This is a genomic window from Mesorhizobium quangtriensis, from assembly GCF_040081925.1.
In the GTDB taxonomy this organism is placed as follows: domain Bacteria; phylum Pseudomonadota; class Alphaproteobacteria; order Rhizobiales; family Rhizobiaceae; genus Mesorhizobium_K; species Mesorhizobium_K quangtriensis.
Genome location: NZ_JBEBMF010000004.1, coordinates 103,735 through 128,687 on the forward strand (window position 1 = coordinate 103,735; position 24,953 = coordinate 128,687).

The following is a 24,953-nucleotide window of genomic DNA, read 5'->3' on the forward strand; positions in this document are numbered from 1 at the left end:
CGAAGCCTATACAATCATACCGTGGCGGATTGGTTAGCGCTTGCCTTAACGGGCTCTAGCGCTTGAACGCATAAAGATCGGCGTCCGCGTCTGTGCGACCGGCGAGCGCAGACGCGATAATCTCTGATGCGATCTGAGAATAGGTGATGCCGTTGCCACCATAGCCCATGACGGCATGGACACGAGGATGACGCGGGACGGCGCCGATATAGGGAAGACCCGTTGAAGTCGTGCCGAACGAACCGGCCCACGCGAATTCAGCTGTCGTGTCCAGCTTGGGAAAAAGCCGGCCAAGTTTTTCAGATAGTCGGGAAACCTTCGCCGCGATCAATGCGTCGCGCTGTTCTTCGTCGGAGAAGTCCTCGTCCTCGCCGCCGCAGATGACGCGGCCGTCGCGTGTGGCGCGCATGTAGAGATAAGGGTCGGATGCTTCCCAGATGAATGCTTCTTCTGGCCAGAGCTTCTTCGGCTGAGAGCGCGTTGCCATGGCCCATGTCGAGATGATCCGGTGTTTCGCAGCCGGCGCGATATCCAACAGTTCATAACCTGTGGCGAGAACCACGTGTGCCGCGCTGATCGTTGCGCCGCTGTCGGTCGCAATGGTGACCCCGTCGCGGCCAGTTTCGATCTTCACCGCTTCGACTGGCGCGAAAAGCTTTGCCCCACGTTGGGCAGCTTTCAGCAGCAGCCCTGCGGTAAGTTGTCGAGGATCGAGCGTCAAGTTGCCGTGGCTGAGGATTGCACCGTCACGTTCAATGCCGAAGCGTTCGGCAAGCGGCTTCGGCGTGAGATGGAAAACCGATAGCCCAGCCTGCCTGCGGGCGGCGGCTTCCTCGGCCAAATCGCCAGGCCCAAGCACATTGCCTGCAAGATAGAGCGAAGCGCGGCGGTGCAGACCGCAAGAGATGTCGAGTTCCGTGATACGCGCAAACAGGCTTTCAATGGCAAGGCGCGATCGCCGCCACGCGCGCTCGGCATTCGTACGGCCTATCATCGGCGAAAGTTTCGTGAGCGGCTGGTCGACCTCGAATTGCACGAGCGCGGTTGTCGCGGAGGTCGAGCCCTTCATCGGACCGCGCCGATCGATGCAGACGACACTCATACCCTGCGCAGTCAGAGCCTCGGCAATCATCGCACCGCTGATGCCCATGCCGACCACTGCGACATCGGCCTTCACGTCGCGTGTCAGCTTGCCGGCGGAAACCGACGGTGCCCGATAGGCAAACCAGACCGGACGTCCGGTCCTCAGATCCAGCTTGCGGCGCATCAGAAACGTCTCCCCAGAAAGGCGAGCTTCAACGGAAATGGAGCGACGAGGTTCCGCGCGTCATGGTGCAACGGGGGAAGTCTTAGGCCAAAAGCGCTTTTTCACGCGTCCGGGTCATCATGGCTGCTTGTATCGGATGATAAAAATCCCATTTCACCCAAAGGGGACGGCAGCACCGACCCCTCCCGCATTCCATTCCTCCCAATCTGCAAGGACATCGAACATGGCACTGGCAAAAGGCTATGCTGCAACCGATGCGTCAAAACCGCTCGTTCCGTTCACCTTCGAAAGGCGCGAGCCGGACGATGACGATATCGTCATCGACATCAAATATGCAGGCATCTGTCATTCCGACATTCATCAGGCGCGCAACGAGTGGGGCAACTCCAGCTTCCCGATGGTGCCTGGTCACGAGATCGCCGGAATCGTTACCGCAGTGGGCAAGAACGTCACCAGCTTCAAGGTCGGCGACCGCGCCGGCGTCGGCTGCTTCGTCAATTCATGCACGACCTGCAAGACCCGCGACGTCGATCTCGAGCAGTACCTGCCTGGATTGATAGCGACCTACAATGGCTTCGAGGCCGATGGTGTTACGCCGACTTATGGCGGCTATTCCGACCACATTGTCGTGAAGGAAGGCTACGTCATGTCGATCCCGGAGAGCATTCCGCTGGATGCGGCGGCGCCACTGATGTGCGCAGGTATCACCCTCTATTCTCCGCTGCGTCACTGGAAGGCCGGCCCGGGTAAGAAGGTCGCCATTGTCGGCATGGGCGGACTCGGCCATATGGGCGTGAAGCTCGCCCACGCGATGGGCGCCAACGTCACGGTTCTCAGCCAGTCTCTTTCAAAGAAGGAGGATGGGCTCAAGTTCGGCGCTGACGAGTATTACGCAACGAGCGATCCGGAAACATTCAAGACGCTCGCCGGCAGCTTCGACCTGATCATCTGCACGGTCAGCGCCGGCATCGACTGGAACGCCTACCTCGGACTGTTGAAGGTCGACGGCAGCATGGTTCTGGTCGGCGCACCTGAAAACCCGGTCCCGGTCCATGCATTCGCCTTGATTGCAGGCCGCAGGAGCCTTTCGGGTTCTGCCATCGGGTCTATCAAGGAAACACAGGAGATGCTCGATTTCTGCGCCAAGCACGGCATTGCCGCCGACATTGAGGTGATCGACATCAAGGAAGTAAACGAAGCCTATGAACGCGTGCTGAAGAGCGACGTGCGCTACCGCTTCGTCATCGACATGGCGACCTTGAACTGACAGAGCGAAGGCGGCGGAGTGAAACTTCGCCGCCTTCTTTTTTTTATACCCAGCCCTGCAATTCGCGACGCACCAGCGTCTCGATGACCTCCATGCCCTCGGCGCTATCGTTCAGGCATGGGATGTGTGCGAATTTCTCACCGCCGGCGTGCAGGAACTCGTCGCGAACCTCGCGACCGATCTCGTCCAGTGTCTCGATACAATCGACCGAGAAACCGGGATTTACGATCGCGATAGACTTGACGCCCTCATGCGCCAGTCTTTCGACCGTCTTGTCCGTATAAGGTTGCAGCCACTCTTGCGCGCCGAAGCGCGACTGGAATGTGGTGATAAGCTGCTTCTCGTCCCATCCCAATTTTTCACGCAGCAACCGCGTCGTCTTTAAACAGTGGCAATGGTAGGGATCGCCCTTCTCGAAATAGGGCTTCGGGATGCCGTGGTAGGACGCGATGACGAGCTCTGGCTGGAAATCGAGCGTCGCCAGGCTCGCCTCGATCGAGCGCGCCAGCGCGTCGATATAGACCGGCTCCTCATAGTAGGGCGGCACCGACCGCACCGCTGGTGCATGCCGCATCGTCATCAGCGCACGGAAAAGCTGGTCGTTCGCCGTCGCAGTCGTTGTAGCGGAGTATTGCGGGTAAAGCGGAAGCGTCAGTATGCGGTCGCAACCCTGATCGTAGAGGCTTTGCACGGCGCTCCTGGTTGATGGGCTGCCGTAGCGCATGCCCCATTCCACCCGGACATCGGGCAGATCGCCAATCGCCACCGCAAGCTTCTCGGCCTGGCTGCGCGTATAGGTGCGCAAGGGCGACTCGTCCTTCTCCGTATTCCATATCCTGCGGTAGTTGGCGCCGGATTTGCTCGGCCGCGTTGTCAGGACGATGCCGTAGAGGATCGGATACCAGACCGCCTTGTTGAGTTCGATGACGCGCGGATCGGAAAGGAATTCGAGCAGGTATCGCCTCATCGACTTGTAATCGGTGCCATCTGGCGTCCCGAGATTTACCAGCAGAACGCCGATGCGGCGCGGCTTCACGGTTGGATGGCCTGCCGGGAGCATCGATGCCTTCTGGGTGTCGGTCGTCATTCTCTTCTCTCTCGCCGGCGCGAAAGTAGTGGGAGAGGCAGGGGTTTCAAATGCCACCTCTGGCCGCACCCTCTCTCAGGCCGCTGATCTCCGCCCGGCTTTACAGACAAAGGTCGTGATAAGCAAAGGTCCGCCGAGTCAAGCTGGCAGACCTTCGATCTTGGAACGGGACGAAATCAGCCGGCTGGCGGTATCGTCAGCGTCGAACCGATCGCAAGATGACGCGGCTTTACCCCAGGATTGGCCCCGGAGATAAGCCTCCACTTGGCGCCGTCTCCGTAGACTTTCTCGGCGATATCCCAAAGCGTGTCGCCGGCGACGATCGTATGCGCGCCCTCGGCCGATCCAGCGGGTGGCACAGCGTCGATCGATGGCGGCGTCGCGGCAATGTCAGCCGATCCCGGCGGAGCTGGAACTGCGGGTTCCGCCGTCGCCGGCTCAGCAGGTGCAGGCTCGACAGGTGCAGGCTCGGCAGCCGCCGCAGCGGCAAGCGCGACGATACGCCCGTCGAGCTTCGGCGTGAAGGGCCGGTTCGCGGAGAGATAGTCCGCGACGACCTGCTCCAATCCTGGACCGTAGTCATAAGCGTTCTCGCCGTTTTCCGCGAAGATGGCATAGCCGTCGCCGCCCTTGCGCATGAAGTTGTTGGTAGCGGCGAGATAGGTCTTGCTGGGATCGAGCGGCGTCCACGCTCCGTTCTCCATAACTTCGACCGACTTGATGCGGCTGCCGGCTGGCGCGGTGGCGTCGAACGCGTACTTCAGCCCGGCCACCTGGGTGAAGCGTCCAGCCCCTTCCTCGATCTGGCTCGCCCCGTTCTCGAGCGCAGCCACGACGTCTTTGCCCGTAAGCTGGAAGGTGGAAAGCGTGTTCTGGAAAGGAAGCACGGTCAGCACCTCTCCCATCGTCACCACGCCCTGCTCGATGGAAGCCCTCAGGCCGCCGCCGTTCTGGAAGGCTATCGTCACGCCCTGCCCCTTCACGCGGTCGAGCATGGCGTCGGCGACGAGGTTGCCCATCTCGCACTCGCGGGCGCGGCAGTTTTCGCGGCTGCCGTCGATCGGCGCGGTCGTTTCCGATACTTCCTTCGCCTTCAGTTCCTCGATCGGCCCTGCAAGCTCCTTGACGCGGGCCAGCACGGTTGCGTCCGGCGTGATCGATTTGTCGAGCAGGATCGGATCGCCCTTGGCTTCCTTGACGACGCCATTGTCATCGAAGGTCACCGTGAACTCGCCAAGATATTTTGAATACGACGCAGCCTGCGTGACCGGAACCTTATAGCCCTCGGGGTTGTCGATCATCGTCGGGTAGGGCCCCTCGGCCTTGTCGTCCGTGTTCGACAGCAGCGAATGCGAGTGACCTCCGACCACCACATCGACGCCCGGGATTTTCGCAATCAACTCCTTGTCGCGCGGGTAGCCGACATGAGTCAGCGCGATGATCTTGTTAACCCCTTCCGCCTTCAGCCTTTCGACCTCGGCAGTGATCGTCGCGATGTCGTCCGCGATCGCGATATTTGGACCGGGCGAAGCGATTACCGGCGTATCGTTTGTGACCGCCCCGACGATGCCGATCTTCTGGCCGCCGACATCGAGGACGACCGACGGTCTGATGCGATCACCGACCTTGGATTGTGCGTTTGCCTGGACGTTCGCCGAAAGCACGGGAAATGTGATTTCCTCGAGGAAAGGAACAAGCACCTCCTCGCCGTCGTCGAACTCGTGATTGCCGACGGTCATGGCGTCGAACTTCATCAGGTTCAGGAACTCGGCTTCGGCCTTGCCCTTGTAGGTGGTGTAGAAGAGCGACCCCTGGAAATTGTCGCCGCCGTTGAGCAGCAGCACGTTCTGTCCATCGAGCGCCTTGCGGCGATCGGCTACCGCCGTCACCAGCCTTGCCGCGCCGCCGAAACATTCGCCCTTGCCTTCTTCCTCTTCGGAACAGGTCGACTCGTATTTGTTGTTCGATTCAATGCGGCTGTGCCAGTCGTTGATGTGCAGGATGGTCAACGTGTAGTCCGCAAAAGAAGCGCCGGCGGAAAGGCCGAGCGCCGATGCCGACAGCGCAGCTATGGCGGCAAGTTTTCTCATCTCACATCTCCCGGGCTGTTATGTGCGGGCGTCTTGTGCGCCTCCTGCGAACGCCGTCCGCCTCGCGTCGCGCGGATGTTCACACTCGTGCATCGCTGATGCAAGCGAAAAACCCGGCGCCATTGCAGCACCGGGCGAAGCGTACCCAGTCGATTTGCGCCAACCTGCGGTCAGGCCGGGTTGGCGGCGAGATCCCTACGCGCGCCGCGTCAGGACGAATTGCTGGCCAGCCGAACTGGTGCAGTTGAGCTGGTTGCCGGACACCAACAGGCAGTTGAAGCTGATCGGCGACTGGCGGATCAGCGAAGTGCCGGTGATCTGCACAGATGTCGGATTCGTGAGGATGTAGCTGCCTTCGGCGAGCTTCTGGCCGGTATCGGTTGCCACCGTGCTGAACATACCGCCCGAGATCGTGGAGAGGCCGGTCCCTTGGGCGTCGATCCAGGTGCCCTCGACACCTGTCGGCGCCGGGCGAACGGCCGCACCGCCACCTCCCCCACCACCGCCAACGCAGCCGGCGAGGATGACAGACAGTGTGGCGACGGCGCCTGCCGACAAACGCTTACGTGCAATCGTCATGTTGGTCCCTCCGGGAACAAGTACCTGTTTCCGACCCGTTTCTCTCAATCGCGTGATTTCGAAACGAAATCAAGGCGCGGCTTCGATAGCCGCGCCTTGCAGCACAGGTCACTGTGACAACGTTCAATGCACGAGAACGTTGCGGAACTGCCAGGGATCTTCCTCGTCGATGTCCTCCGGGAATAGGCCGGGACGGCCTTCCAGCGGTGTCCAGGCCGTGTAGTGGCCTTCGACGGGACCGAGATAGGGAAGTTGCACTTCGAGACAGCGGCGGAAATCCATCTCGTCGGCCTCCACAATGCCGGCTTCCGGATTGTCCAGCGCCCAGACCATTCCGGCCAGCACGGCCGAGGTCACCTGCATGCCGGTGGCATTCTGGTACGGAGCGAGCTTGCGCGCTTCCTCCAGCGACAGCCGCGAGCCATACCAATAGGCGTTCTTGTCGTGGCCATAGAGCAGCACGCCGAGTTCATCGACGCCGTCGACCAGTTCGTTCTCGGTGAGAACATGATGCACAGGCTGCGCCTTGCCGCCGGCGCCGAACATCTCATGCAGCGACAGCACCGCGTCGTTGGCAGGGTGATAGGCGTAGTGGCAGGTCGGCCGGTACTTCACCTTGCCCTCCTTGCCGCGCACCGTGAAGAAGTCCGAGATGGAGATCGCCTCGTTGTGCGTCACGAGGAAGCCGTACTGCGCGCCCGGTGTCGGACACCAGGTACGGACACGGGTGTTGGCGCCGGGCTGCTCGATATAGATCGCCGCCTTGCAGCCTTCCTTGTGCTTCTTCCCGTTCTTGGGCATCCATTTTTCGTGGGTACCCCAGCCAAGTTCGGCCGGCTGCAGACCCTCCGAGATGAAACCCTCGACCGACCAGGTATTCCAGAATACGTTGAGCGGCTTCGGCTTCTTGGTGCGCTGCGTGTCGCGTTCCGCGATGTGGATGCCCTTGACGCCAGCCTTCTTCATCAGCTTCGCCCAGCCTTCGCGATCGTTCTGCGCCGGTTCCTTGAAGTCGTAGCCGAGGTCAGTCGCGAGATTGACCAGCGCCTGCTTGACGAACCAGGATACCATTCCGGGATTTGCGCCACAGGTCGAGACTGCGGTCGGGCCGCCGGGCTTGCGACGCTTCTCGGCGAGCAATGTCTCGCGCAGCGCGTAGTTCGTGCGGTCGGCATTATCCATCTTGTCGTCGAAATAGAAACCGAGCCACGGCTCGACGACCGTATCGACGTAAAGCGAACCAAGCTGGCGGCAGAGCCGCATCAAATCGACCGAGCCAGTATCGACCGACAGGTTCACGCAGAAGGCCTGCCCGCCGCCATTTGTGAGCAGCGGCTTCAGCAGCTTCTTGTAGTTCTTCTTGGTCACAGCATCCTGGATGAAGGCGATACCGCGCTCGTCAAGCAGGCTCTTGTCCGCGTCGCTCGGGTCGATGACAACCATGCGCGACTTGTCGAACTTGAAATGGCGCTCGATCAGGGGGAGGGTTCCTCGGCCGATCGACCCGAAGCCGATCATCACGATGGGGCCGGTGATCTCACCGTAAACGGGCCAGTTTTGCTCTGCCATTTTGGGCGGCACTCCTTTGCTGTTGGTCCTGCACAAGGCTCAAAGCACAAGCATTTGTCATAATAAAGGGCCACGGTCACCGATTCTCCAGCTTTGGCTAATAGATAGCCATTCAGCTATCTATCCTTGACTTTGGGATCGATGCTGATTTATAGGTATCCAAATGGCTACCTATCAAACCGATCTGCCAGCAATATTTGGGGCACTCTCCGACCAGACACGGTTCGCTGTCGTGGAGCGGCTGGCGAGAGGCCCGGCTGCCGTCTCCGAGCTGGCCGAGCCGTTCCCCATGGCCGGCCCGTCCTTCCTCAAACATCTGAAAGTCCTCGAGCAGGCTGGGCTTATCAAATCCAGCAAGCTCGGGCGCGTCCGCACGGTTCAGCTGGCGCCTGAAAGCATGCGCTCGGTCGAGGACTGGATTCGCGCGCATCGAAGCACTTGGGAAAAGCGGCTTGATATGCTTGGGCAGTTTCTTGAAAGGGACACGCAATGACCTCGCCAACGCACGACAGTTTCACCATCGAGCGCATCTATCCCAACTGCCGCGAACATGTCTGGTCGGCATGGTCGACAGCGGCCAAGAAGGCGAAATGGTTTGGCGGCGAAACTCACAGCATGGACTTTCGCGTGGGAGGCCGCGAAAGCGCCGCGTTCAATGACAAGATGGGCGAGCATGTCAATGAAACCCGCTATTTCGAGATCGTCGAGAATGAGCGGATCGTCATGGCCTATTCCATGGCCATGAATGGACGCGTCCACACTGTCTCTCTCGCCACCGTCCAATTCGCAGACAGGGATGGCGGCACCCGCCTCATCTTCACCGAGCAGATGTGCGTTATTCCACCGAGCGACGGCGTCGAAGGTCGCCGTCACGGCTGGGGCGAGCTTCTGGGCGGGCTGGAAAGCTTTCTCGTTTCCGACCGGCGAGAAACCTCGGCCTAGATACCTTTTAGCATGACCGAAAAGCTGTCAGGCGCGAGCGTGGCTCGCCCGTCGAGCCGCGCACCACCAGTTCCACCGGCATCACCATCTGGCGCGGCTTTCCGTTTTCGAGCACCATTTCGGCGGCCAGCCGCGCCTTGCCGGCGATATCGTGCGCGACCGTTGTCAGCGGGGGCATAGTGCGTGCCGCTTCGGCTGTTCCATCAAAGCCGACCACCGAAACATGGCCCGGGATAGCGATGCCGCGCCGCTGTGCCTCGTCGAGCACGGTAATCGCCTGCCAGTCGGACATGGTCATGATTGCAGTGGCTTCCGGGCAATGATCGAACACCGCCGCCCCTGCTGCCGGGTCGCCCGGTGTCGTCTCGATGACGGGCACGTCCTCAATCGAAAGACCTGCCTCCGCCAACGCTTCGTCGAAGCCTTGCAGCCGCTGGTGGTCGAGCGCGAAACCGGCCAACAGCGCACGATCGGTCACACCAGGCATATGCACGATCGCAGGTCCGACCGTGCGGCGGATCGAAAGAATCACGAAGCGCTTATGGCCCAAACCGGTGAGATGGCGCACGGCAGCAACCGCACCGCTGCGGGCATCGATCCTGATCGAGTTCACATCCGGCCCCGCGTCGCTCTCGAGGATCGCGAATGGCAAGCGGCGTCGCTTTACGGAAGCGATTACGTCGATGTCGACGACATTGCCGAGGATAAAGCCGTCCACCAGCGCTTCGCGGATACTCGCCGCGCGCGTCTCATCGGTCCCGTTGACGAGGCTCAGCGTCGCGCCTGCCGCATCACACGCGCTGGCCGCCCCCATCAACAACTCGCGCCCGTAGGGGCTGCGCACCATTTCGGCAATCGCATAGGCGCCCGGCGGCATGAAGCCGATCGCGTTGAACTTGCCTTCCTTGAGCAGCCTTCCCTTTGGGTCAGGGCCGCCGTAGCCCAGCGAGCGAGCAGCCTCCTGGACACGTTCGCGCAATTCCGGCCGCACCAGTTCCGGCCGGTTGAATACGTTTGACACTGTCCCGCGCGACACTCCTGCGGCGCGGCCTACGTCATCGAGAGTTGGCATTCGGCACCTGTCATCAGCCAGTCTTAGACCGCTTTTTGGAGCGCTCCAATATTTTTCTTGACTTCGCCGCGAAATCGCTCAATTGTAGCGTTGGAGCGCTCCAATCTTGGTTTTAACACTTCGCGTTCCTGAAACTCGCATGCATTGATTCTTGATGAGATGTGCGGCCCGGCCGTGCACAAGGAGGATTTATGGAAGCGACAGTCACCTCGCCGGCAGGACTTGTCGGCAAGACCTTCGATTGCGATTTCGGTTCGTTTGTCCCGCGCCTCACATTCCGGACGGCCGACGAAATTCGTGTCCAGGCGAAACTCGGTGACGTGAACATCGACCAGACCGTCCGCGCTGATGTGTCGGGCGTGCGTCAGGACGTTTTCATCGTCAGTTGGGTGGAAGACAACGGCAACTTTGTCGTCCAACTGCAGGACCATGCAAATGGCGTCGTGCACAATCATGCTCGGCTTGCCGACGGTCAGGTCTTCCGTGCCGAAGGCCGGCTGCAACCAGTTGGCGCCTGAGCAACCTGCGTCCACCAACCTGCTTTGACCAGACAGGGGCAACCTCAATGGAAATCGCTTACGAGAGCCATCTGCTTGCACGCGTTCTCCTGACCGTCGCAACGCTCGGATATGGTCTTGTCACCATGAAAGCGGATTTCAACGCGACCCATGCCACCAATCCGCTATGGACACCGCACGCGCGGTTCCATGTCGTCTGGCAGGTCCTGAGCTATTCCGGGGTCGGCCTGATCGCGCTCGGACTGATCTGGATCGGCGGGCCGATGCAGACAGAGCGGCTTTACCTTGCCGGTCTGCTGGGCGTCGCGATGTACGGCGCATTCTTCGCCGCACTCTTTTCGCGACCGGTCTATGGCGGGCTGCTTTATGACGACAACGGATACCCGCCGTTTAAGGCGCCAGTCGGTCCCGGCAAATGGGACGTCAACGTCACCGCTTTCACGCTGATGACCACCTTCTTGGTACTTGGATTGATCGCCATCTAGCCATGGAGCTCAACCGGAACCGTGAGCTGATCGGTAACGGTGCCCATCCGGCGAAGAAGCCCAGCTGGGAATGCCTCTCCGTACGGTCTGGGCTGTTTTGCAAGGCATAACCTCTCCCGGTGCCTCGCGGTATTGTGAACCGTACCGTACCGTACGGTACGGTTTTTGGTTGCCCCTGGGGTGCTTTCGTATTAATTACGCCTCAACAGCCGAAGGCATAAACCGCCGAGAAGCCAGTATCCGAGGAAACGACAATGCCCGCCTATCGTTCACGCACCACCACCCACGGCCGCAACATGGCGGGCGCGCGCGGCCTCTGGCGCGCCACCGGCATGAAGGATGGCGACTTCGGCAAGCCGATCATCGCGGTGGTGAATTCCTTCACCCAGTTCGTGCCGGGACACGTCCACCTCAAGGATCTCGGCCAGCTGGTGGCGCGCGAGATCGAGGCGGCAGGCGGCGTCGCGAAGGAGTTCAACACCATCGCCGTCGACGACGGCATCGCGATGGGCCATGACGGCATGCTCTATTCGCTGCCGTCGCGCGAGGTCATCGCTGACGCGGTCGAATACATGGTCAACGGCCACTGCGCCGATGCCATGGTCTGCATCTCCAACTGCGACAAGATCACGCCCGGCATGCTGAACGCCGCGATGCGCCTGAACATCCCGGCAGTCTTCGTCTCCGGCGGGCCAATGGAGGCCGGCAAGGCGCTGGTGCGCGGCAAGCTGCAGGCGCTCGACCTCGTCGACGCGATGGTCGTCGCAGCCGACGATAAATACACTGACGAGGAAGTGCAGACGATCGAGGAAGCGGCGTGCCCGACCTGCGGCTCGTGCTCGGGCATGTTCACGGCAAACTCGATGAACTGCCTGACCGAGGCGCTCGGCCTGTCGCTGCCCGGCAACGGTTCGACGCTCGCGACCCATTCGGACCGCAAGCGGCTGTTCGTGGAAGCCGGCCACCTGATCGTCGATCTCGCCCGCCGCTACTACGAGCAGGACGACGAGACGGCCCTGCCCCGCAACATCGCTACCAAGAAGGCGTTCGAGAACGCCATGGCGCTCGACATCGCCATGGGCGGCTCTACCAACACCGTCCTCCACATTCTCGCCGCGGCCTATGAGGGCGGCGTCGAGTTCACGCTGGACGACATCAATGCGCTGTCGCTGCGCGTGCCGGTTCTCTGCAAGGTCGCGCCGGCCAAGAATGACGTGCACATGGAAGACGTCCACCGCGCTGGCGGCATCCCCGCGATCCTCGGCCAGCTCGATCGCGCCGGGCTGATCAACCGCGAGGAACCGACCGTCCATGCGGTCACCATGGGCGACGCGCTGGACCAGTGGGACATCTCGCGCACCAACAGCGACAACGTCCGCGAATTCTTCAAGGCGGCGCCCGGCGGCGTGCGCACCACGCAGGCTTTCTCGCAGTCCAGACGGTGGGAAGAACTCGACCTCGACCGTAAGAGCGGCGTCATCCGCTCGGCGGAGAACCCCTTCTCAAAGGATGGCGGCCTCGCCGTGTTGAAGGGCAACATCGCGCTCGACGGCTGCGTCGTGAAGACGGCAGGCGTTGATGAATCCATCCTGAAGTTCACCGGCCCGGCGGTAGTCTATGAAAGCCAGGACGCTGCGGTGAAAGGCATCCTGTCCAATGAGGTCAAGGCCGGGGACGTCGTCGTCATCCGTTACGAAGGCCCGAAGGGCGGTCCCGGCATGCAGGAGATGTTGTACCCAACCAGCTACCTGAAATCGAAGGGGCTCGGAAAGGCTTGCGCGCTTCTGACCGACGGACGGTTCTCCGGCGGCACGTCCGGTCTCTCTATCGGACACGCCTCGCCTGAAGCCGCACTCGGCGGCGCGATCGGTCTGGTCCGCCAGGGCGACATGATCGAGATCGACATTCCCAACCGCACGATCAATCTTCTGGTCGACAAGGACACGCTGGACGCCCGGCGCGCCGAACAGGACCTCAAGGGCTGGAAGCCTGCCGAAAAGCGCAAGCGCAATGTCACGACGGCGCTACGCGCCTACGCTGCTTTCGCCACCAGCGCCGACAAGGGTGCAGTCCGCGTCGTGCCGGAATAAGGGCACCACTTCATTGGAGCTTGGAAAAGGGCCAGATTTTCCGGCCCTTTTTTATGAACGTGCGATCTCTCGCAGAAGATCGACAAGCCGGTCGCGATCCGCAGTCATGCCCTTGTAGTCGAGCTGCTCCTCACTGAGCGCAAGAAGCTGATCTGCAAAGGAGGCCGCGAGGACCGCCCGATCCGTCCGCCCCCTCAGCAGCGCGATCGGGTCCATGTGAATGCGGATCGTAAACAGGATATCGCCCGACGCAGGGAGTTTCCGCAGCGTCTGCCGCTCGACACGGATGAAGGCGCGCGCAGCATCCTGCTTTTCTGGAAAGCGCGCCGGCCTGCCCGTGACATGATCGATCCGTGCAGTATTCGACAACGGATGATAGAGCGCGTCGCCCGCCTGTATCGACCAGTTGAACCGCTCGACCGGCTGGACGACCTGCAACCTGTCGAACATGCGATCGATCAAATCGGCGTTGCGTGTGCCTGGGCCGAAGCCCGGTACCGGCTGGTGGATGGTCGACATCGGCTTGCCGAACTTTTCCGTGAGCACCCAGGACGACGGGAAGCACAGCGCGCCGGCGGCGAGCCGCCAGCCGTCCTCACCCCTGCGCATCAGGATCAGGTCTTCCTGTACCAGCAGGGAGGCCTTCTGAAGCGGCGTCAAATCACTCGCTAAAACTACGTCCAATTCCGGATGGCCAGCGACCGTCAGAACATCGCCGCCCCATCGGTAGCGACGCGGAAAGCGCGCCGGCAGATGATCGGCCAGTAGGGCAAGCACCTCGGCCTGCGCGTCGCCGGTATCGACCTCCTGCACGAAAACTTTCGGACCATGCACGGCATGGATCCGCCGTTTTTCCGCAAGCTGGAAATCGAAGGCGTCGTCGATCTCGATCCAGCTAGCAAGATCGAGCTGCTTCAACCCGATGGCGAAGAGCTTTGACGAGCCGTCATAGGGCGTATGGAGCGGATATTGAGACAAGGCCGGCCTTCAGTTTTGTACGGTCGCGATAGCGCGGAAGATGGTGCGCTTCAACGGCCGACCGCTAGGCCAACCGCGCACGGACAAGTCCTCGTAGCGAATTGCCGACGAAAATCGTCTGCGCTGAGCGCAGGTCGGCTTCGGTAACCGCAACCTCACGCGCGGCGCCCGCGTCCAGCATCGAACCACGAAGCACGCCCGCGAGCAGACCAGAGGTCAGGGGCGGCGTAACGAGCACCGGATCGCCAACACTGATGAAGAGGTTGGTGATGGTACCCTCGCATATCTCGCTGCGCTCGTTGAGGAGCAGAACCTCGTCGGCCAGTTCGCGTGGAAATTCAGCGCGCGCAGCGTCGTAGATATGTCTGCGCGTCGTCTTGTGGCGAAGCAGAGGATCGGTCGAATCGAGCCTCGTCTGTGCAATCCGCAAGGTCCATACGGCGTCCTTCGCCAAAGGCTCGAGCGGCGTTATCGTCGCTTCCGCGGCGCCGTCGCGTGACAGCGCGAGCCGGACGCGGAGCGCAGCATCGCCCCGGCATTTGCCCAACGCCCCACCGATAGCATCAGGATCAGCCGCGAAGCCCAGGGCGGTGGCCGACGAATAAAGCCGCTGCAAGTGGCGGTCGAGGCGCACGAAGCCATCGGCGGGTTGCCAGCGCAGCGTCTCGATCAGGTCGAAGTCGGCGGTCGTCCCGTCGCGTATCGCGCCTTCAGCAGGCATTCGGCGTATTCCTCCTCGGCCGTGGAATCGAACACCACGCCGCCGCCCACATTGTAGACCGCTTCGCCATCAGGAAAGAGCGTGATCGTGCGGATGGCGACGTTGAAGCGCATCCTACCGGATGGGGCGATCCAGCCGATCGCGCCGCAATAGGCATTTCGCGGCGCGCTTTCGAGATCTCGCAGGATTTCCATTGCGCGGATTTTTGGCGCTCCGGTGATCGAGCCGCATGGGAACAGCGCCGTGAAAATGTCGCGAATTGTCAGGCCAGGCAGCAGTTTCGCACGGACCCTGCTAACCATCTGGTGTACGGTGGCAAAGCTCTCGATCCGAAAGAGCTCGGGTACGTCCAGCGTACCAACTTCCGAGATCAGCGAGATGTCGTTACGCAGCAAGTCGACGATCATGCGATTCTCGGCCTGGTTCTTAGGGTCGTTGGCGAGAAAACGCTTTTGCCCTTCGTCTTCTTCCGGCGTCGCGCCTCGGGGAGCGGTTCCCTTCATCGGGTGTGTTTCGATCCAGCCGTCCCCGTCTATCTCGAAGAAGAGTTCCGGCGACCGCGATAGAATGACCGGCCCACCAAGAGCGGCCAGCGCGCCGTATTTCACCGCCTGCCGAGCGCCCAGTGCATCGAAGGCCGACAGCGGATCGCCCGACCACTTGGCCTCCACCGGAAAGGTGAGGTTCGCCTGATAACAGTCGCCCTGCCTCAGATGCTGGTGCACCTGATCAAAACGGGTCTTGTAGTCTTCATATGACCATGTCGCGCGCACACCAAAGATGGGCCCGTTGGTCGTCGGCCGCTTCCGCTCAAGCCTCTTATCGGAAGGACCGTCGAACACGCCCATGATCATCAGCGGCGTGCGCCGCCCCTCGGGAAGGATGCCTCTGAGCTTCGGTTCCAGAAGATAGCCTGCTTCGTAGGAGAAGTAGCCGGCCAGCCACTTTCCCTCATCATGAGCCCGCTGCACGATTTCCAATGCCGGAAAGAAATCATCCGCCTGTTCGGCGACGACAATTTTTTCCGCTAGGTCGAAAAGCGTCTCCTCGCCCGAGAAATCGTCGCGAAAGAGAACGAAGGGCGACGGGGCCGCCCCGTGCGAGTCAGGGCTGTAGGGCGGCGCCATTTCGGTTCAGGCCACCCCGACCTTGAGAAGATCGTGGAAGTGGACGATCCCGACTGGCCTGTCTGCCTCGACCACGACAAGGGCGCTGATCCGTTTTTCGTCGAGGATTGCGATCGCCTCGCCGGTCAGCGTCTCCGGATCGATCGTCTTCGGTGTCTTGGTCATGATGTCATCCACGACCAGCGTGCCGAGATTCCTGTCCAGGTTGCGGGCGAGATCGCCGTCGGTGACGATGCCGGCAAGCCTTCCGTCGTTATCGACGACACAGACGCAGCCGAAACGCTTGTTCGACAAGGTAACGATGGCGTCCCTGAGCGAACTGCCGGCAGTCGCCAGCGGGAGCCGATCTCCCTTGTGCATGATGTCGCGCACTTTCATCAGCTTGGCGCCAAGCTGGCCACCGGGATGAAAGGTGCGAAACTGGTCCGGCGTAAACTCACGCGCTTCCAGAAGTGCTATCGCAAGCGCGTCGCCAATGACCAGTTGCAGCAGCGTCGAGGTGGTGGGCGCGAGCCCGTGCGGGCAGGCCTCGGGCACACGCGGCAACGCCAGCACCACGTCGGCTTCACGCGCCAGCGCCGAGTTCTCGCCGGCGGTGATCGCAATAAGCGGTATGGAGAAGCGCCGCGAATAGGCAACAATGCTGTTCAGTTCAGCGCTCTCGCCAGACCATGACATCGCCACGATGACGTCGTCCTTGGCGATCATGCCAAGGTCGCCATGATTTGCTTCTGCCGGATGCACGAAGAAAGCCGGTGTGCCCGTCGAGGCGAGCGTGGCGGCGATCTTGTTACCGATATGCCCGCTCTTGCCGACGCCGGTCACGATGACGCGGCCGCGAATGGCAGAAAGCACGTCGATCGCCTGCGCGAAAGCAGCGGAAAGCCCATTATCAAGCGCAGCCCCAAGTGCGGCCAAACCGGCCTGTTCGGTCGTGACCGTGCGCAGGGCGGAGGCTATGGACGCGGCCGCGTCGGGCTTTGTTTTCAAGGGCAGGCCATGCATGACCAAGCGATTAGCGCTTTGGCGGCTTCCTGTCCACTTTCGTGCGGACTGAAAGCGGCCGCTTTCAACTCTCCATTAACCATAGGCCTTTACGGTTCAGTAAGCATGGCGCCACGCGCCTTTAAATCGTTCTAGTCGAGATACAGCGGGTGCGAACCTACAGTAAGATATGTGCCGGTTCGGGTTCGCTGAGGACGCTTCTGCTTGCCAGCGCGGCCGTCGGACTTGCCCTGACGGCTCAGGCTGTCGCGCAGCAAGCCGCTGGCCTGCGGGGCGGATTGTCTGCGGGAACTCCCGAATCGATCCTCGTACCGGACAACGGACTGCCGTCCCCGACCTACGTGCCTGTCAGCCCGGGCGCAGTGCCGGACGGAGCTGCAATACCCGATACGTTTGACGAAGGGCCGACCGCTGCAGAACGTCCGCCATCGCAGGCCAACGCACAGCGCCAAACGGCGGAAGAGACCGACGATACAACGACCGGCACCGTTCGGACTCCAACTGTCGACTCGCAGGGAAACCTGCCTATCGATCCCGGCGCCCAGGCCGCTCAGCCAATCGAGGGACTAAACAAGCCGGCCGACGACAATCCCTTCGCGGCCGTCGGCATTCGTTGGGGTACTTTCATCCTGAAACCCACCCTGGAAACCGGCATCACCGCGACGACGAACGCCGATTCCTCAGTCGATGGCTCTTCAGCCTTGCTCTCTGAGACGACACTGCGCCTCAACGCCGTATCCGACTGGGCAAGCCACCGCGCCTCGATCGATGCCTTCGGCACGTTCACCGACACTCTGTCCGGCGAAGAGGTCGATCGCTTCGAAGGTGGCGTGGACGCTGAACTTGAACTCGAACTTGGTACCGAGTACCGCGCAAAGAGCACTTTCACCTATTCCGCAGAACCCGAATCCGCAGCCTCGCCGGTCGTCACCCCCGATACCATAGAGGAGCCTATGACCCAGACGGTGGGGGGTACGCTCGGCCTGGAAAGGGACGTCGGCAAGGCGACCTTCGGGGTCACCGGAGGCATTTTGCATGATACCTACGGCGACGCCGATCTGGTAGGCGGCGGCGTGCTTTCCCAGAAAGATCGCGACTCGACGCTCTACAGCCTGTCTCTGCGCGGCGGCTACGAGATGTCCCCGACCCTGACCCCGTTCCTGGAAACCGAGATCGGGCGCAACCAATACGATCAGGAAGTCGACAGCGCCGGCTACCAGCGCTCGGCCGACCTCTACGCCGTCCGCGCCGGCCTGGAATTCGACATGGGCGAGAAATTGTCCGGAGAGGTCGCGGCGGGCTGGGTCAGCGAGAGTTTCGACGACGCGAGGCTGGCGACGCTCTCGACGCCGACCTTCGAAGGAAATGTCCTATGGTCGCCGCTGCGTGGCACGAACGTGCGACTTTCGGGGTCGACGGAACTGGAAGGAACGACCACCCCCGGCGAAAGCGGTTCGGTACTCTACTCGACCGGCCTTGCAATCGAGCGCCAGATGCGCGCCAACCTCACAGGCGACGCGATCCTGGGTTACGGCTACCGCAACTACGCAGAGTCGGATGGCTACGACGTCATCTGGAACGCGTCTGCAAGCCTGACCTGGTGGTTGAACCGTTATGCCGGCGTCGTCGGGCGGGTGAGCTACGAAGACGTGTCGAGCAACCTGCCGGATCGCGACAGCGACAGCAGCAGCGTCTTCCTCGGTCTGAAGCTGCAGCGCTGAGCCTACCCGGCGCTGGGGGCCTTGCCGGAAGACCTGTCCCCCAGCAGTTCCTCGATCGCGCCTGCCATTTTTGCGGAGAGGTCGTGGCGGGCGAGCGCGAAGGCGACGTTGGCCTCGACAAAGCCCTCCGGCGAGCCGCAGTCGAAGGTCCGGCCCCGGTAGTGATAGCCGAAGAAGCGCTGGTCCTGCTCAAGACGCAGCATCCCGTCCGTCAACTGGATCTCGTTGCCCGCACCGCGCTCTTGGCTTTCCAGGATCGCGAAGATCTCCGGCTGCAGGATGTAGCGGCCGTTGATGAAGAGGTTCGACGGCGCCGTGCCCTGCTTCGGCTTCTCCACCATCGACGTGATGCGGAAGCCGTTGTGTGTCTCCTCGCCCCGGCCCACGATGCCGTATTTATGCGCCTCGGCCGGATCGCATTCCTGCACCGCGATGATGTTGCCGCCGGTGTGGTCGTAAAGCTCAACCATCTCCTTCATGCAGCTCTTTTCAGACTGCATGATCATGTCGGGCAGCAGAAGAGCGAACGGCTCGTCGCCGACCAGTTCGCGCGCGCACCAGACCGCATGGCCCAAGCCCAGCGGCTCCTGCTGGCGGGTAAAGCTGGTCTGCCCCGGCAGCGGCTGCAGCCGCTGCAGCTTGGCAAGCTGGTCGTCCTTGCCGCGCTGGGCGAGCGTGTGGTTCAGCTCGAACTGGATGTCGAAGTGATCCTCGATGACGGCCTTGTTGCGGCCGGTCACGAAGATGAAGTGCTCGATGCCAGCCTCGCGCGCCTCGTCGACCACATACTGGATCACCGGGCGATCGACGACCGTCAGCATCTCCTTCGGGATCGCCTTCGTCGCAGGCAGAAACCGCGTCCCCAATCCTGCTACCGGAAATACCGCCTTGCGGACTTTTTTCATTTCGCCTCACCCCACGCTGGGCTACCTGACGCCAGGTCATTTTGATGCCGAATTTCACAATTAAGGAAAAGGCTCACGGATTCGTGTCCGGCATAAAAGCCACATATTGCATTTTCGTTCCAACGGTGGGGCATGGTAAACCAATTCATAACCGGCAGAGGCGATGAATCGTCTTCCTGAAAATTCCAAGGAGGAAATGATGCGTCCAACTCCAGGCATCCGGCGCCTCGCAAGCGTTGCCACGGCAGCGATCTTCGGCCTCGGTCTTTTTGTGTCCCCTGTGCTCGCCGAACCCGGCTTCGAGCGCTGGGTCGCAAGCTTCCGTCAAACGGCCGCAGAAAACGGCATTTCGCGTTCGACTTATGACCGCGCCTTCAAGGGCGTCGATTCGATCGACCCGGAAGTGCTTGAAAAGGCACGCTTCCAGCCAGAATTCACGGCCCCGGTCTGGGATTATTTCGACAACCGGGTGCATGAGGACTCGGTCGCGAACGGCCGCGCCATGGCGAAAAAATACAAGGCTACGCTGGACAGGATCGAGAAGCGCTTCGGCGTCGATCGCTACATCCTGCTCGCCATCTGGTCGATGGAATCCAACTACGGTGAGATTCTCAAGAACGACAAGGTTATGCGCAACGTCGTGCGTTCGCTGGCGACGCTCGCCTATGCGGACCAGCGCCGGGCCAAGTTCGCGCGCACGCAGCTCATCGCGGCCCTGAAGATTCTTCAGACCGGCGACATTGACGAAAGCCACCTGACCGGCTCGTGGGCCGGCGCGATGGGACACACCCAGTTCATCCCCACCAGCTACCAAGCCTATGCGGTCGATTTTGACGGCAATGGCAAACGTGACATCTGGAATTCGATACCGGACGCGTTGGCCACCGCCGCCAATCTTCTGCGCAAGAATGGCTGGCAGGCCGGAAAGACGTGGGGTTACGAGGTCGATCTGCCGTCAGGGCGCAAGTTCCCGAGCGGCTCCCTTACGCTGTCCAAATGGCAGGGTATTGGCGTTACCCGCGCCAACGGAAAGCCATTCCGGCACGGCGGTGACAAGGCCGAGTTGAAGGCGCTTGACGGACGCAATGGCCCCGCTTTCCTCGTGACCAAGAACTTCTTTGTGTTGAAAGCATACAACAACGCCGACAAATACGCGCTCGCGGTCGGCCTTCTTGCCGACGAAATCGCCGGCTACGGCGGCCTTGTACGCGACTGGAATCGTCCCTTCACAAAGCTGTCTTTCGTGGAAAAGCAGGAATTGCAGGAGCGTCTGTCTACGCTCGGCTATTATGACGGCAAATTCGACGGAAAGATCGGCGAAGGTTCGAAGACGGCGATAAGGGCCTTTCAGGCTCAGGCGGGGTTGACGCAGGACGGTCATCCAAGCATGGAAGTCCTTTCCAGGCTGAGAAAGAGATAGGAGTATGGATTGACCGCGAGGACGGGCCATGGGTTCAACTCATCCCGATTTGCAGTTTCCGTCCTTGCGCTGGCCGCTCTCTTAGCGGCCTTCTCCTTTGTCTCGTCATCCACCGGCTACGCCCAGGAACAGGAGCGGATCGGTCTGTTGAACCGCCTGTTCGGCTCCAAGAAGGCCGAACGGGAAGAGCCGAAAGCCCAGGTGGTCAAACCGAAGACCCAGCGCAAGAAGGCGCCCCGCGCGCCAGCCGAGGGCGAAGAAGCGCCTCAAGTCGCCGTCGTCACCAAGCACCCCAACGCCCATGTCGTTTTGGTCGTCGGCGATTTCCTGGCGAGTGGCTTGGCCGAAGGCCTTACGACCGCCTTTACCCAAAACCCCAATGTAAGGATCGTCGATCGCAGCAGCGGATCGTCCGGGTTCGTTCGTTCGGATTTTCACAACTGGGCGGAGAAGGTCAACGAATTGATCACGTCGGAGAAGCCGGCCGCTGTGGTCGTCATGATCGGCGCCAATGACAGGCAGCAGATGCTCGTCGACGGGGTGCGCGAGACAGTCCGCTCGGAGAACTGGAACAGACAGTACGCGGACAGAGCCGAGGAATTGGCCAAGGCCATCGCAGCCCGCAAGGTGCCGTTCCTCTGGGTAGGGACGCCGCCCTTCAAGTCCCAGAAGATGATGCTCGACATGCTCGCCTTCAACGAGATGTACCGCACGGCGGCGGTCGGCGCGGGCGGGGAATTCGTCGATGTCTGGGACGGTTTCGTCGACGAGAACGGCGCCTATGTCGCCAGCGGCCCCGACATAAACGGGCAACCCGCACGCCTGCGCGCCAACGACGGCATCAACCTCGCACGGCCCGGCAAGCGAAAGATCGCCTTTTACGCGGAAAAGCCGCTTTACCGCATCCTTGGCGAAGACCCCGCCGCGCAAGGGGCGGCAACCGCCGACCTTGCTGCCCGGCCAGCCTATCGCATGTTTGGTCCGTTCGGGCCTTCCGATCCTCTGGACCAGGCCGAACTTGATGTCGCGGTCGACCCGAACGAGGCTGGCCCCGTAAACGCCGCCCGTCCGGTTGCGCTTCGCACGCCAGGCCTCGACGGCGGCGTCGAACTACTCGGTGCGATTGCGGAGCCGCGCAGGGAAGCGAAAACCCCAGCAGAGAAGCTGGCGATCGAGGGCTTTGCGCCGGCGGCACCGGCCGGCCGCGCCGACCAGTTTGGCTGGCCGCAGCTTGCCTCTGCAGCGGGAGCGATGCGTGAACTGAGCGTGGATACGACGCGCAATAAGGCGTCGGTACCCGCCGAGCCCCGGGAGCCCGTGGTGGACAAGGCTGCGATCCGCTCCGTCCGCGCGAATGTGCTCAGTGTCCCGGAACTGCCCATGCCCGGGCGGCTGCCGCCGGACATCGTGCCGGATCGCATCGAAGAAGTTTCGCCGCTCCAGGCCGCGCCGGACGTGGCCGCAGCAGAGCCGCCGATGACGACGCCGAGCACCATGAATAAGGGCTCCGTCCCGGATTTCGCACGCGGCGATCCGCTCGATCTGTCGCCAGTACGCAACACGGTTCCGCGTCAGGCTATCAAGCGTCCGACGTCCATTGGTCCTGAACCGAACCGTGCACCGACTGCGGTGCCCAAGCCAGTCCAAGAATTCTTCGAACCTGCGGAAACGGGCGAAGAGATTCCGTCTGCCTCGCTCGACGGAAGCGTGCTGGACGCCGGGGAAACAAAACCTGCCCTGCCGGACACGGCCCCGCCGCGAGCACCGGCACCTTCCATATTACCAGAAGCCACATACGACGGACTGGGCGCTGCGCGCATGGTGCCGATAAAGGCAGACCCGGTACCCGTTGCGTCCTTGCCGGGAGCAAAGGATGCTCCTTCGGAACTGCTTCCTGCGTCGAAAGCGCCACTGGTCGTCGCGCCAAATGCTCCTGTCGAACCGGCAGCCGATCTCGCCACCGCCAAGGCGGTTCCGGCTATCGAAACCGGGGAAGTGACAGGCAGCGCGCCACTTCGGTCTGCTCCGCTTTCAGAGGCCGTGTCCCCGGCAACCGCTCCCGAGCGGGCAGCGCCAAACAACGAATCCGAGGCTACAGATGAGGCGCCGACGGCTGCCCCTGTAGCGGCGCGCCCCGAGCCTGTTGCGACAGAAGGCGCTCCATCGCCGCTGACTGAGTCCGGTCGTCCCGCCGACGCCGACACCGCGGCGATGCCGTCAGCACCGCGGAACTCCGCAACGCCCGTCGCACCGGCACCACCAACCATCCTGGCTGAACAGCCCGAAAGCGGCAGCGGTTCCACCACCGCGCCCGATGCTGTCACCTCGCCTGCTGACAGCGCCCCGCCGGCGCAGGCTCCCGAACCGGCTGAGCGTGAACCGGCAGCCACGCCGCCTGCTCCGGCAACGCCATCCACGTTGCCAAAAAATGCGGACAACTCAGCGCCGGTTTCAGCACCGGATCAGAACGCAGTACGCTCAATCGAGCCATCTGCTCCAGCAGCCATCGCGCCGTCGCCGAGCGAGACGAAGGACGAGAGCCTCACCTCGATTACCGCAGCTCCTGCGTCTTCGGGCGCGATCGCTCGACCCTGAGCGCGGCGGTCAGCGCGGTAGGACGGAGCTTCCCATGAGGGCTTCGTCAATGGACTGCGCTGCCTGGCGTCCCTCGCGGATCGCCCAGACGACGAGCGACTGGCCCCGCCTGATGTCGCCAGCCACCCACAGCTTATCGACGCTGGTGCGGTAGTCGCGGTCGTTGGCCGCGACGTTGAGCGAGCGACGGCTGTCGGTGATGAGATTCAGCTTCCCCTCCAGCTCTTTCGTCACGCCGCCGGCGATGGGTCCGGCAAAGCCGATGGCGATGAAGGCGAGGTCGGCGCGGATGACGAACTCGGTACCGGCGATTGGCTTGCGCTTGTCATCCACCTCACAGCACTTCACGCCGGTAAGCTGGCCTTCCTCGCCGATGAATTCGAGCGTCGCCACCTGAAATTCGCGTTCTGCGCCCTCCGCCTGGCTGGAAGAGGTCCGCATTTTGGTCGCCCAGTAGGGCCAGACCGCGAGCTTGTTTTCCTTTTCCGGTGGCTGCGGACGTATGTCGAGCTGCGTGACCCTCACCGCGCCCTGGCGGAACGCCGTGCCGACGCAGTCGGACGCGGTGTCACCACCGCCGACGACCACGACGTGCTTGCCGGATGCAACGATCGGCTCTTCCGGCCACGCGACTGACTGGATGTCCTCGCCACCGACCCGCTTATTCTGCTGCACGAGGTAGGGCATCGCGTCGTGCACGCCCTCGAACTCAGCGCCCGGAATACCCGCCGGTCGCGGTGTCTCGGAGCCACCACAGTAGAGAACTGCGTCGTACTCTTCCAGCAACTCGCTGACCGGCTTGTCCACACCGACATTGACGCCGCAATGGAAGGTGACGCCCTCGCCTTCCATCTGCTTCACGCGCTTGTCGATGTAGTGCTTCTCCATTTTGAAGTCCGGGATGCCGAACCGCAGCAGGCCACCCGGCTTCGACTCGCGCTCGTAAAGATGGACGTCGTGACCAACGCGGCCAAGCTGCTGGGCGGCAGCCATTCCGGACGGACCGGAGCCGATGACGGCCACGCGCTTGCCGGTCTTCTGCTCAGCCGGATAAGGCCGCACATACCCAGTCTCGTAGGCCTTGTCCGCCAGAGCCTGCTCGACCGTTTTGATGGCTACCGGGATATCCTCCAGGTTCAGCGTGCAGGCTTCCTCGCAAGGCGCGGGGCAGACGCGACCGGTAAACTCCGGGAAGTTGTTGGTGGAGTGCAGGTTGCGGATCGCCGCGTCCCAGTCACCATTGTAGACAAGGTCGTTCCAGTCCGGGATCTGGTTGTGGATGGGGCAACCAGTCGGGCCGTGGCAAAACGGAACGCCGCAATCCATGCAGCGCGCGGCCTGTTTCTCGACCTCTTTATCGGACATCGGCAGCGTGAATTCGCGGAAATGCCTGATACGGTCGGACGCCGGCTGGTACTTGTGCACCTGCCGGTCAATCTCGAGAAAACCTGTTACCTTGCCCATTCTTCTACTCTCGTGACGTTACCAGGCGCACTGCCTGGACGAGTATCTCGA

At 61.9% G+C, this 24,953-nt stretch carries 21 protein-coding genes; 9 read left to right on the forward strand and 12 right to left on the reverse strand.

Annotated features, from left to right (window positions below; translation table 11 throughout):
* Positions 1–55: 55 nt before the first annotated feature.
* Positions 56–1,267: an NAD(P)/FAD-dependent oxidoreductase gene (locus ABMA32_RS20130; RefSeq protein ID WP_349015593.1), complete on the reverse strand. Its 1,212-nt coding sequence runs from the start codon at positions 1,265–1,267 to the stop codon at positions 56–58.
* A gap of 223 nt (positions 1,268–1,490) precedes the next feature.
* On the opposite strand from ABMA32_RS20130, the gene ABMA32_RS20135 reads away from it, so the two are divergent.
* Positions 1,491–2,534: an NAD(P)-dependent alcohol dehydrogenase gene (locus ABMA32_RS20135; protein ID WP_349015594.1), complete on the forward strand. Its 1,044-nt coding sequence runs from the start codon at positions 1,491–1,493 to the stop codon at positions 2,532–2,534.
* A 43-nt stretch (positions 2,535–2,577) separates the two neighbouring features.
* On the opposite strand, the gene hemH is transcribed toward ABMA32_RS20135, so the two are convergent.
* The 4 genes from hemH to ABMA32_RS20155 form a co-directional block, all read right to left on the reverse strand.
* Positions 2,578–3,621, reverse strand: coding sequence for a ferrochelatase (gene hemH, locus ABMA32_RS20140; RefSeq protein ID WP_425475568.1), 1,044 nt, complete (start codon positions 3,619–3,621; stop codon positions 2,578–2,580).
* Between the two features lie 176 nt (positions 3,622–3,797).
* Complete coding sequence (locus ABMA32_RS20145; protein ID WP_349015595.1) at positions 3,798–5,711, reverse strand: 5'-nucleotidase C-terminal domain-containing protein; 1,914 nt, start codon at positions 5,709–5,711, stop codon at positions 3,798–3,800.
* Between the two features lie 195 nt (positions 5,712–5,906).
* The gene (omp10, locus tag ABMA32_RS20150; protein ID WP_349015596.1) at positions 5,907–6,290 is read right to left on the reverse strand and encodes an outer membrane lipoprotein Omp10; all 384 of its coding nucleotides are present in this window, start codon (positions 6,288–6,290) and stop codon (positions 5,907–5,909) included.
* A 123-nt stretch (positions 6,291–6,413) separates the two neighbouring features.
* Positions 6,414–7,859 carry a homospermidine synthase gene (locus tag ABMA32_RS20155; RefSeq protein ID WP_349015597.1) on the reverse strand — a complete coding sequence of 482 codons (1,446 nt, stop codon included), beginning with the start codon at positions 7,857–7,859 and terminating at the stop codon, positions 6,414–6,416.
* A gap of 163 nt (positions 7,860–8,022) precedes the next feature.
* Here ABMA32_RS20155 and ABMA32_RS20160 point away from each other — a divergent pair, with 163 nt between their 5' ends.
* Both ABMA32_RS20160 and ABMA32_RS20165 read left to right on the forward strand, forming a co-directional pair.
* The gene (locus ABMA32_RS20160; protein ID WP_349015598.1) at positions 8,023–8,352 is read left to right on the forward strand and encodes an ArsR/SmtB family transcription factor; all 330 of its coding nucleotides are present in this window, start codon (positions 8,023–8,025) and stop codon (positions 8,350–8,352) included.
* Positions 8,349–8,801, forward strand: coding sequence for an SRPBCC family protein (locus ABMA32_RS20165; protein WP_349015599.1), 453 nt, complete (start codon positions 8,349–8,351; stop codon positions 8,799–8,801). The genes ABMA32_RS20160 and ABMA32_RS20165 overlap by 4 nt, the downstream gene beginning before the upstream one ends.
* Before the next feature lie 7 nt (positions 8,802–8,808).
* Here the strand turns inward: ABMA32_RS20165 and ABMA32_RS20170 are convergent, their stop codons facing one another.
* A complete protein-coding gene (locus ABMA32_RS20170; protein ID WP_349015600.1) occupies positions 8,809–9,873 on the reverse strand; it encodes a LacI family DNA-binding transcriptional regulator in 1,065 nt (354 codons plus the stop codon).
* A gap of 191 nt (positions 9,874–10,064) precedes the next feature.
* Here ABMA32_RS20170 and ABMA32_RS20175 point away from each other — a divergent pair, with 191 nt between their 5' ends.
* The 3 genes from ABMA32_RS20175 (at position 10,065) to ilvD (ending at position 12,966) form a co-directional block, all read left to right on the forward strand.
* Entirely contained in the window at positions 10,065–10,391 is a 327-nt protein-coding gene (locus tag ABMA32_RS20175) for a MoaF-related domain-containing protein (RefSeq protein ID WP_349015601.1), read from the forward strand.
* Between the two features lie 47 nt (positions 10,392–10,438).
* Positions 10,439–10,876 (forward strand): hypothetical protein, encoded by a 438-nt coding sequence (locus ABMA32_RS20180; protein WP_349015602.1) that lies wholly within the window; start codon positions 10,439–10,441, stop codon positions 10,874–10,876.
* A 254-nt stretch (positions 10,877–11,130) separates the two neighbouring features.
* A complete protein-coding gene (gene ilvD, locus ABMA32_RS20185; RefSeq protein WP_349015603.1) occupies positions 11,131–12,966 on the forward strand; it encodes a dihydroxy-acid dehydratase in 1,836 nt (611 codons plus the stop codon).
* A gap of 51 nt (positions 12,967–13,017) precedes the next feature.
* Here ilvD and ABMA32_RS20190 read toward each other — a convergent pair whose 3' ends face one another.
* The 4 genes from ABMA32_RS20190 to ABMA32_RS20205 all read right to left on the reverse strand — a co-directional run bounded on the left by ABMA32_RS20190 (position 13,018) and on the right by ABMA32_RS20205 (position 16,797).
* Complete coding sequence (locus tag ABMA32_RS20190) at positions 13,018–13,944, reverse strand: heme-dependent oxidative N-demethylase family protein (RefSeq protein ID WP_349015604.1); 927 nt, start codon at positions 13,942–13,944, stop codon at positions 13,018–13,020.
* Between the two features lie 64 nt (positions 13,945–14,008).
* Positions 14,009–14,665, reverse strand: a complete 657-nt coding sequence (locus ABMA32_RS20195; RefSeq protein WP_349015605.1) for an aminotransferase class IV family protein — start codon at positions 14,663–14,665, stop codon at positions 14,009–14,011.
* Positions 14,614–15,792, reverse strand: coding sequence for an aminodeoxychorismate synthase component I (locus ABMA32_RS20200; RefSeq protein ID WP_349015606.1), 1,179 nt, complete (start codon positions 15,790–15,792; stop codon positions 14,614–14,616). Before ABMA32_RS20200 ends, ABMA32_RS20195 begins: the two co-directional genes overlap by 52 nt.
* Before the next feature lie 6 nt (positions 15,793–15,798).
* The gene (locus ABMA32_RS20205; RefSeq protein ID WP_349015607.1) at positions 15,799–16,797 is read right to left on the reverse strand and encodes a KpsF/GutQ family sugar-phosphate isomerase; all 999 of its coding nucleotides are present in this window, start codon (positions 16,795–16,797) and stop codon (positions 15,799–15,801) included.
* Between the two features lie 149 nt (positions 16,798–16,946).
* Between ABMA32_RS20205 and ABMA32_RS20210 the strand changes: the two genes are divergently transcribed.
* Positions 16,947–18,518 carry an outer membrane beta-barrel protein gene (locus ABMA32_RS20210; protein ID WP_349015608.1) on the forward strand — a complete coding sequence of 524 codons (1,572 nt, stop codon included), beginning with the start codon at positions 16,947–16,949 and terminating at the stop codon, positions 18,516–18,518.
* A gap of 2 nt (positions 18,519–18,520) precedes the next feature.
* Here ABMA32_RS20210 and galU read toward each other — a convergent pair whose 3' ends face one another.
* Complete coding sequence (galU, locus tag ABMA32_RS20215; RefSeq protein ID WP_349015609.1) at positions 18,521–19,423, reverse strand: UTP--glucose-1-phosphate uridylyltransferase GalU; 903 nt, start codon at positions 19,421–19,423, stop codon at positions 18,521–18,523.
* A gap of 199 nt (positions 19,424–19,622) precedes the next feature.
* Between galU and ABMA32_RS20220 the strand changes: the two genes are divergently transcribed.
* On the forward strand, positions 19,623–20,843 hold the full coding sequence (locus ABMA32_RS20220; RefSeq protein WP_425475569.1) for a lytic murein transglycosylase: 1,221 nt from the start codon (positions 19,623–19,625) through the stop codon (positions 20,841–20,843).
* A 9-nt stretch (positions 20,844–20,852) separates the two neighbouring features.
* Positions 20,853–23,438 (forward strand): SGNH/GDSL hydrolase family protein, encoded by a 2,586-nt coding sequence (locus ABMA32_RS20225; protein WP_349015610.1) that lies wholly within the window; start codon positions 20,853–20,855, stop codon positions 23,436–23,438.
* Positions 23,439–23,447: 9 nt separating this feature from the next.
* On the opposite strand, the gene ABMA32_RS20230 is transcribed toward ABMA32_RS20225, so the two are convergent.
* On the reverse strand, positions 23,448–24,902 hold the full coding sequence (locus ABMA32_RS20230; protein WP_349015611.1) for a glutamate synthase subunit beta: 1,455 nt from the start codon (positions 24,900–24,902) through the stop codon (positions 23,448–23,450).
* Positions 24,903–24,953 lie beyond the last annotated feature (51 nt).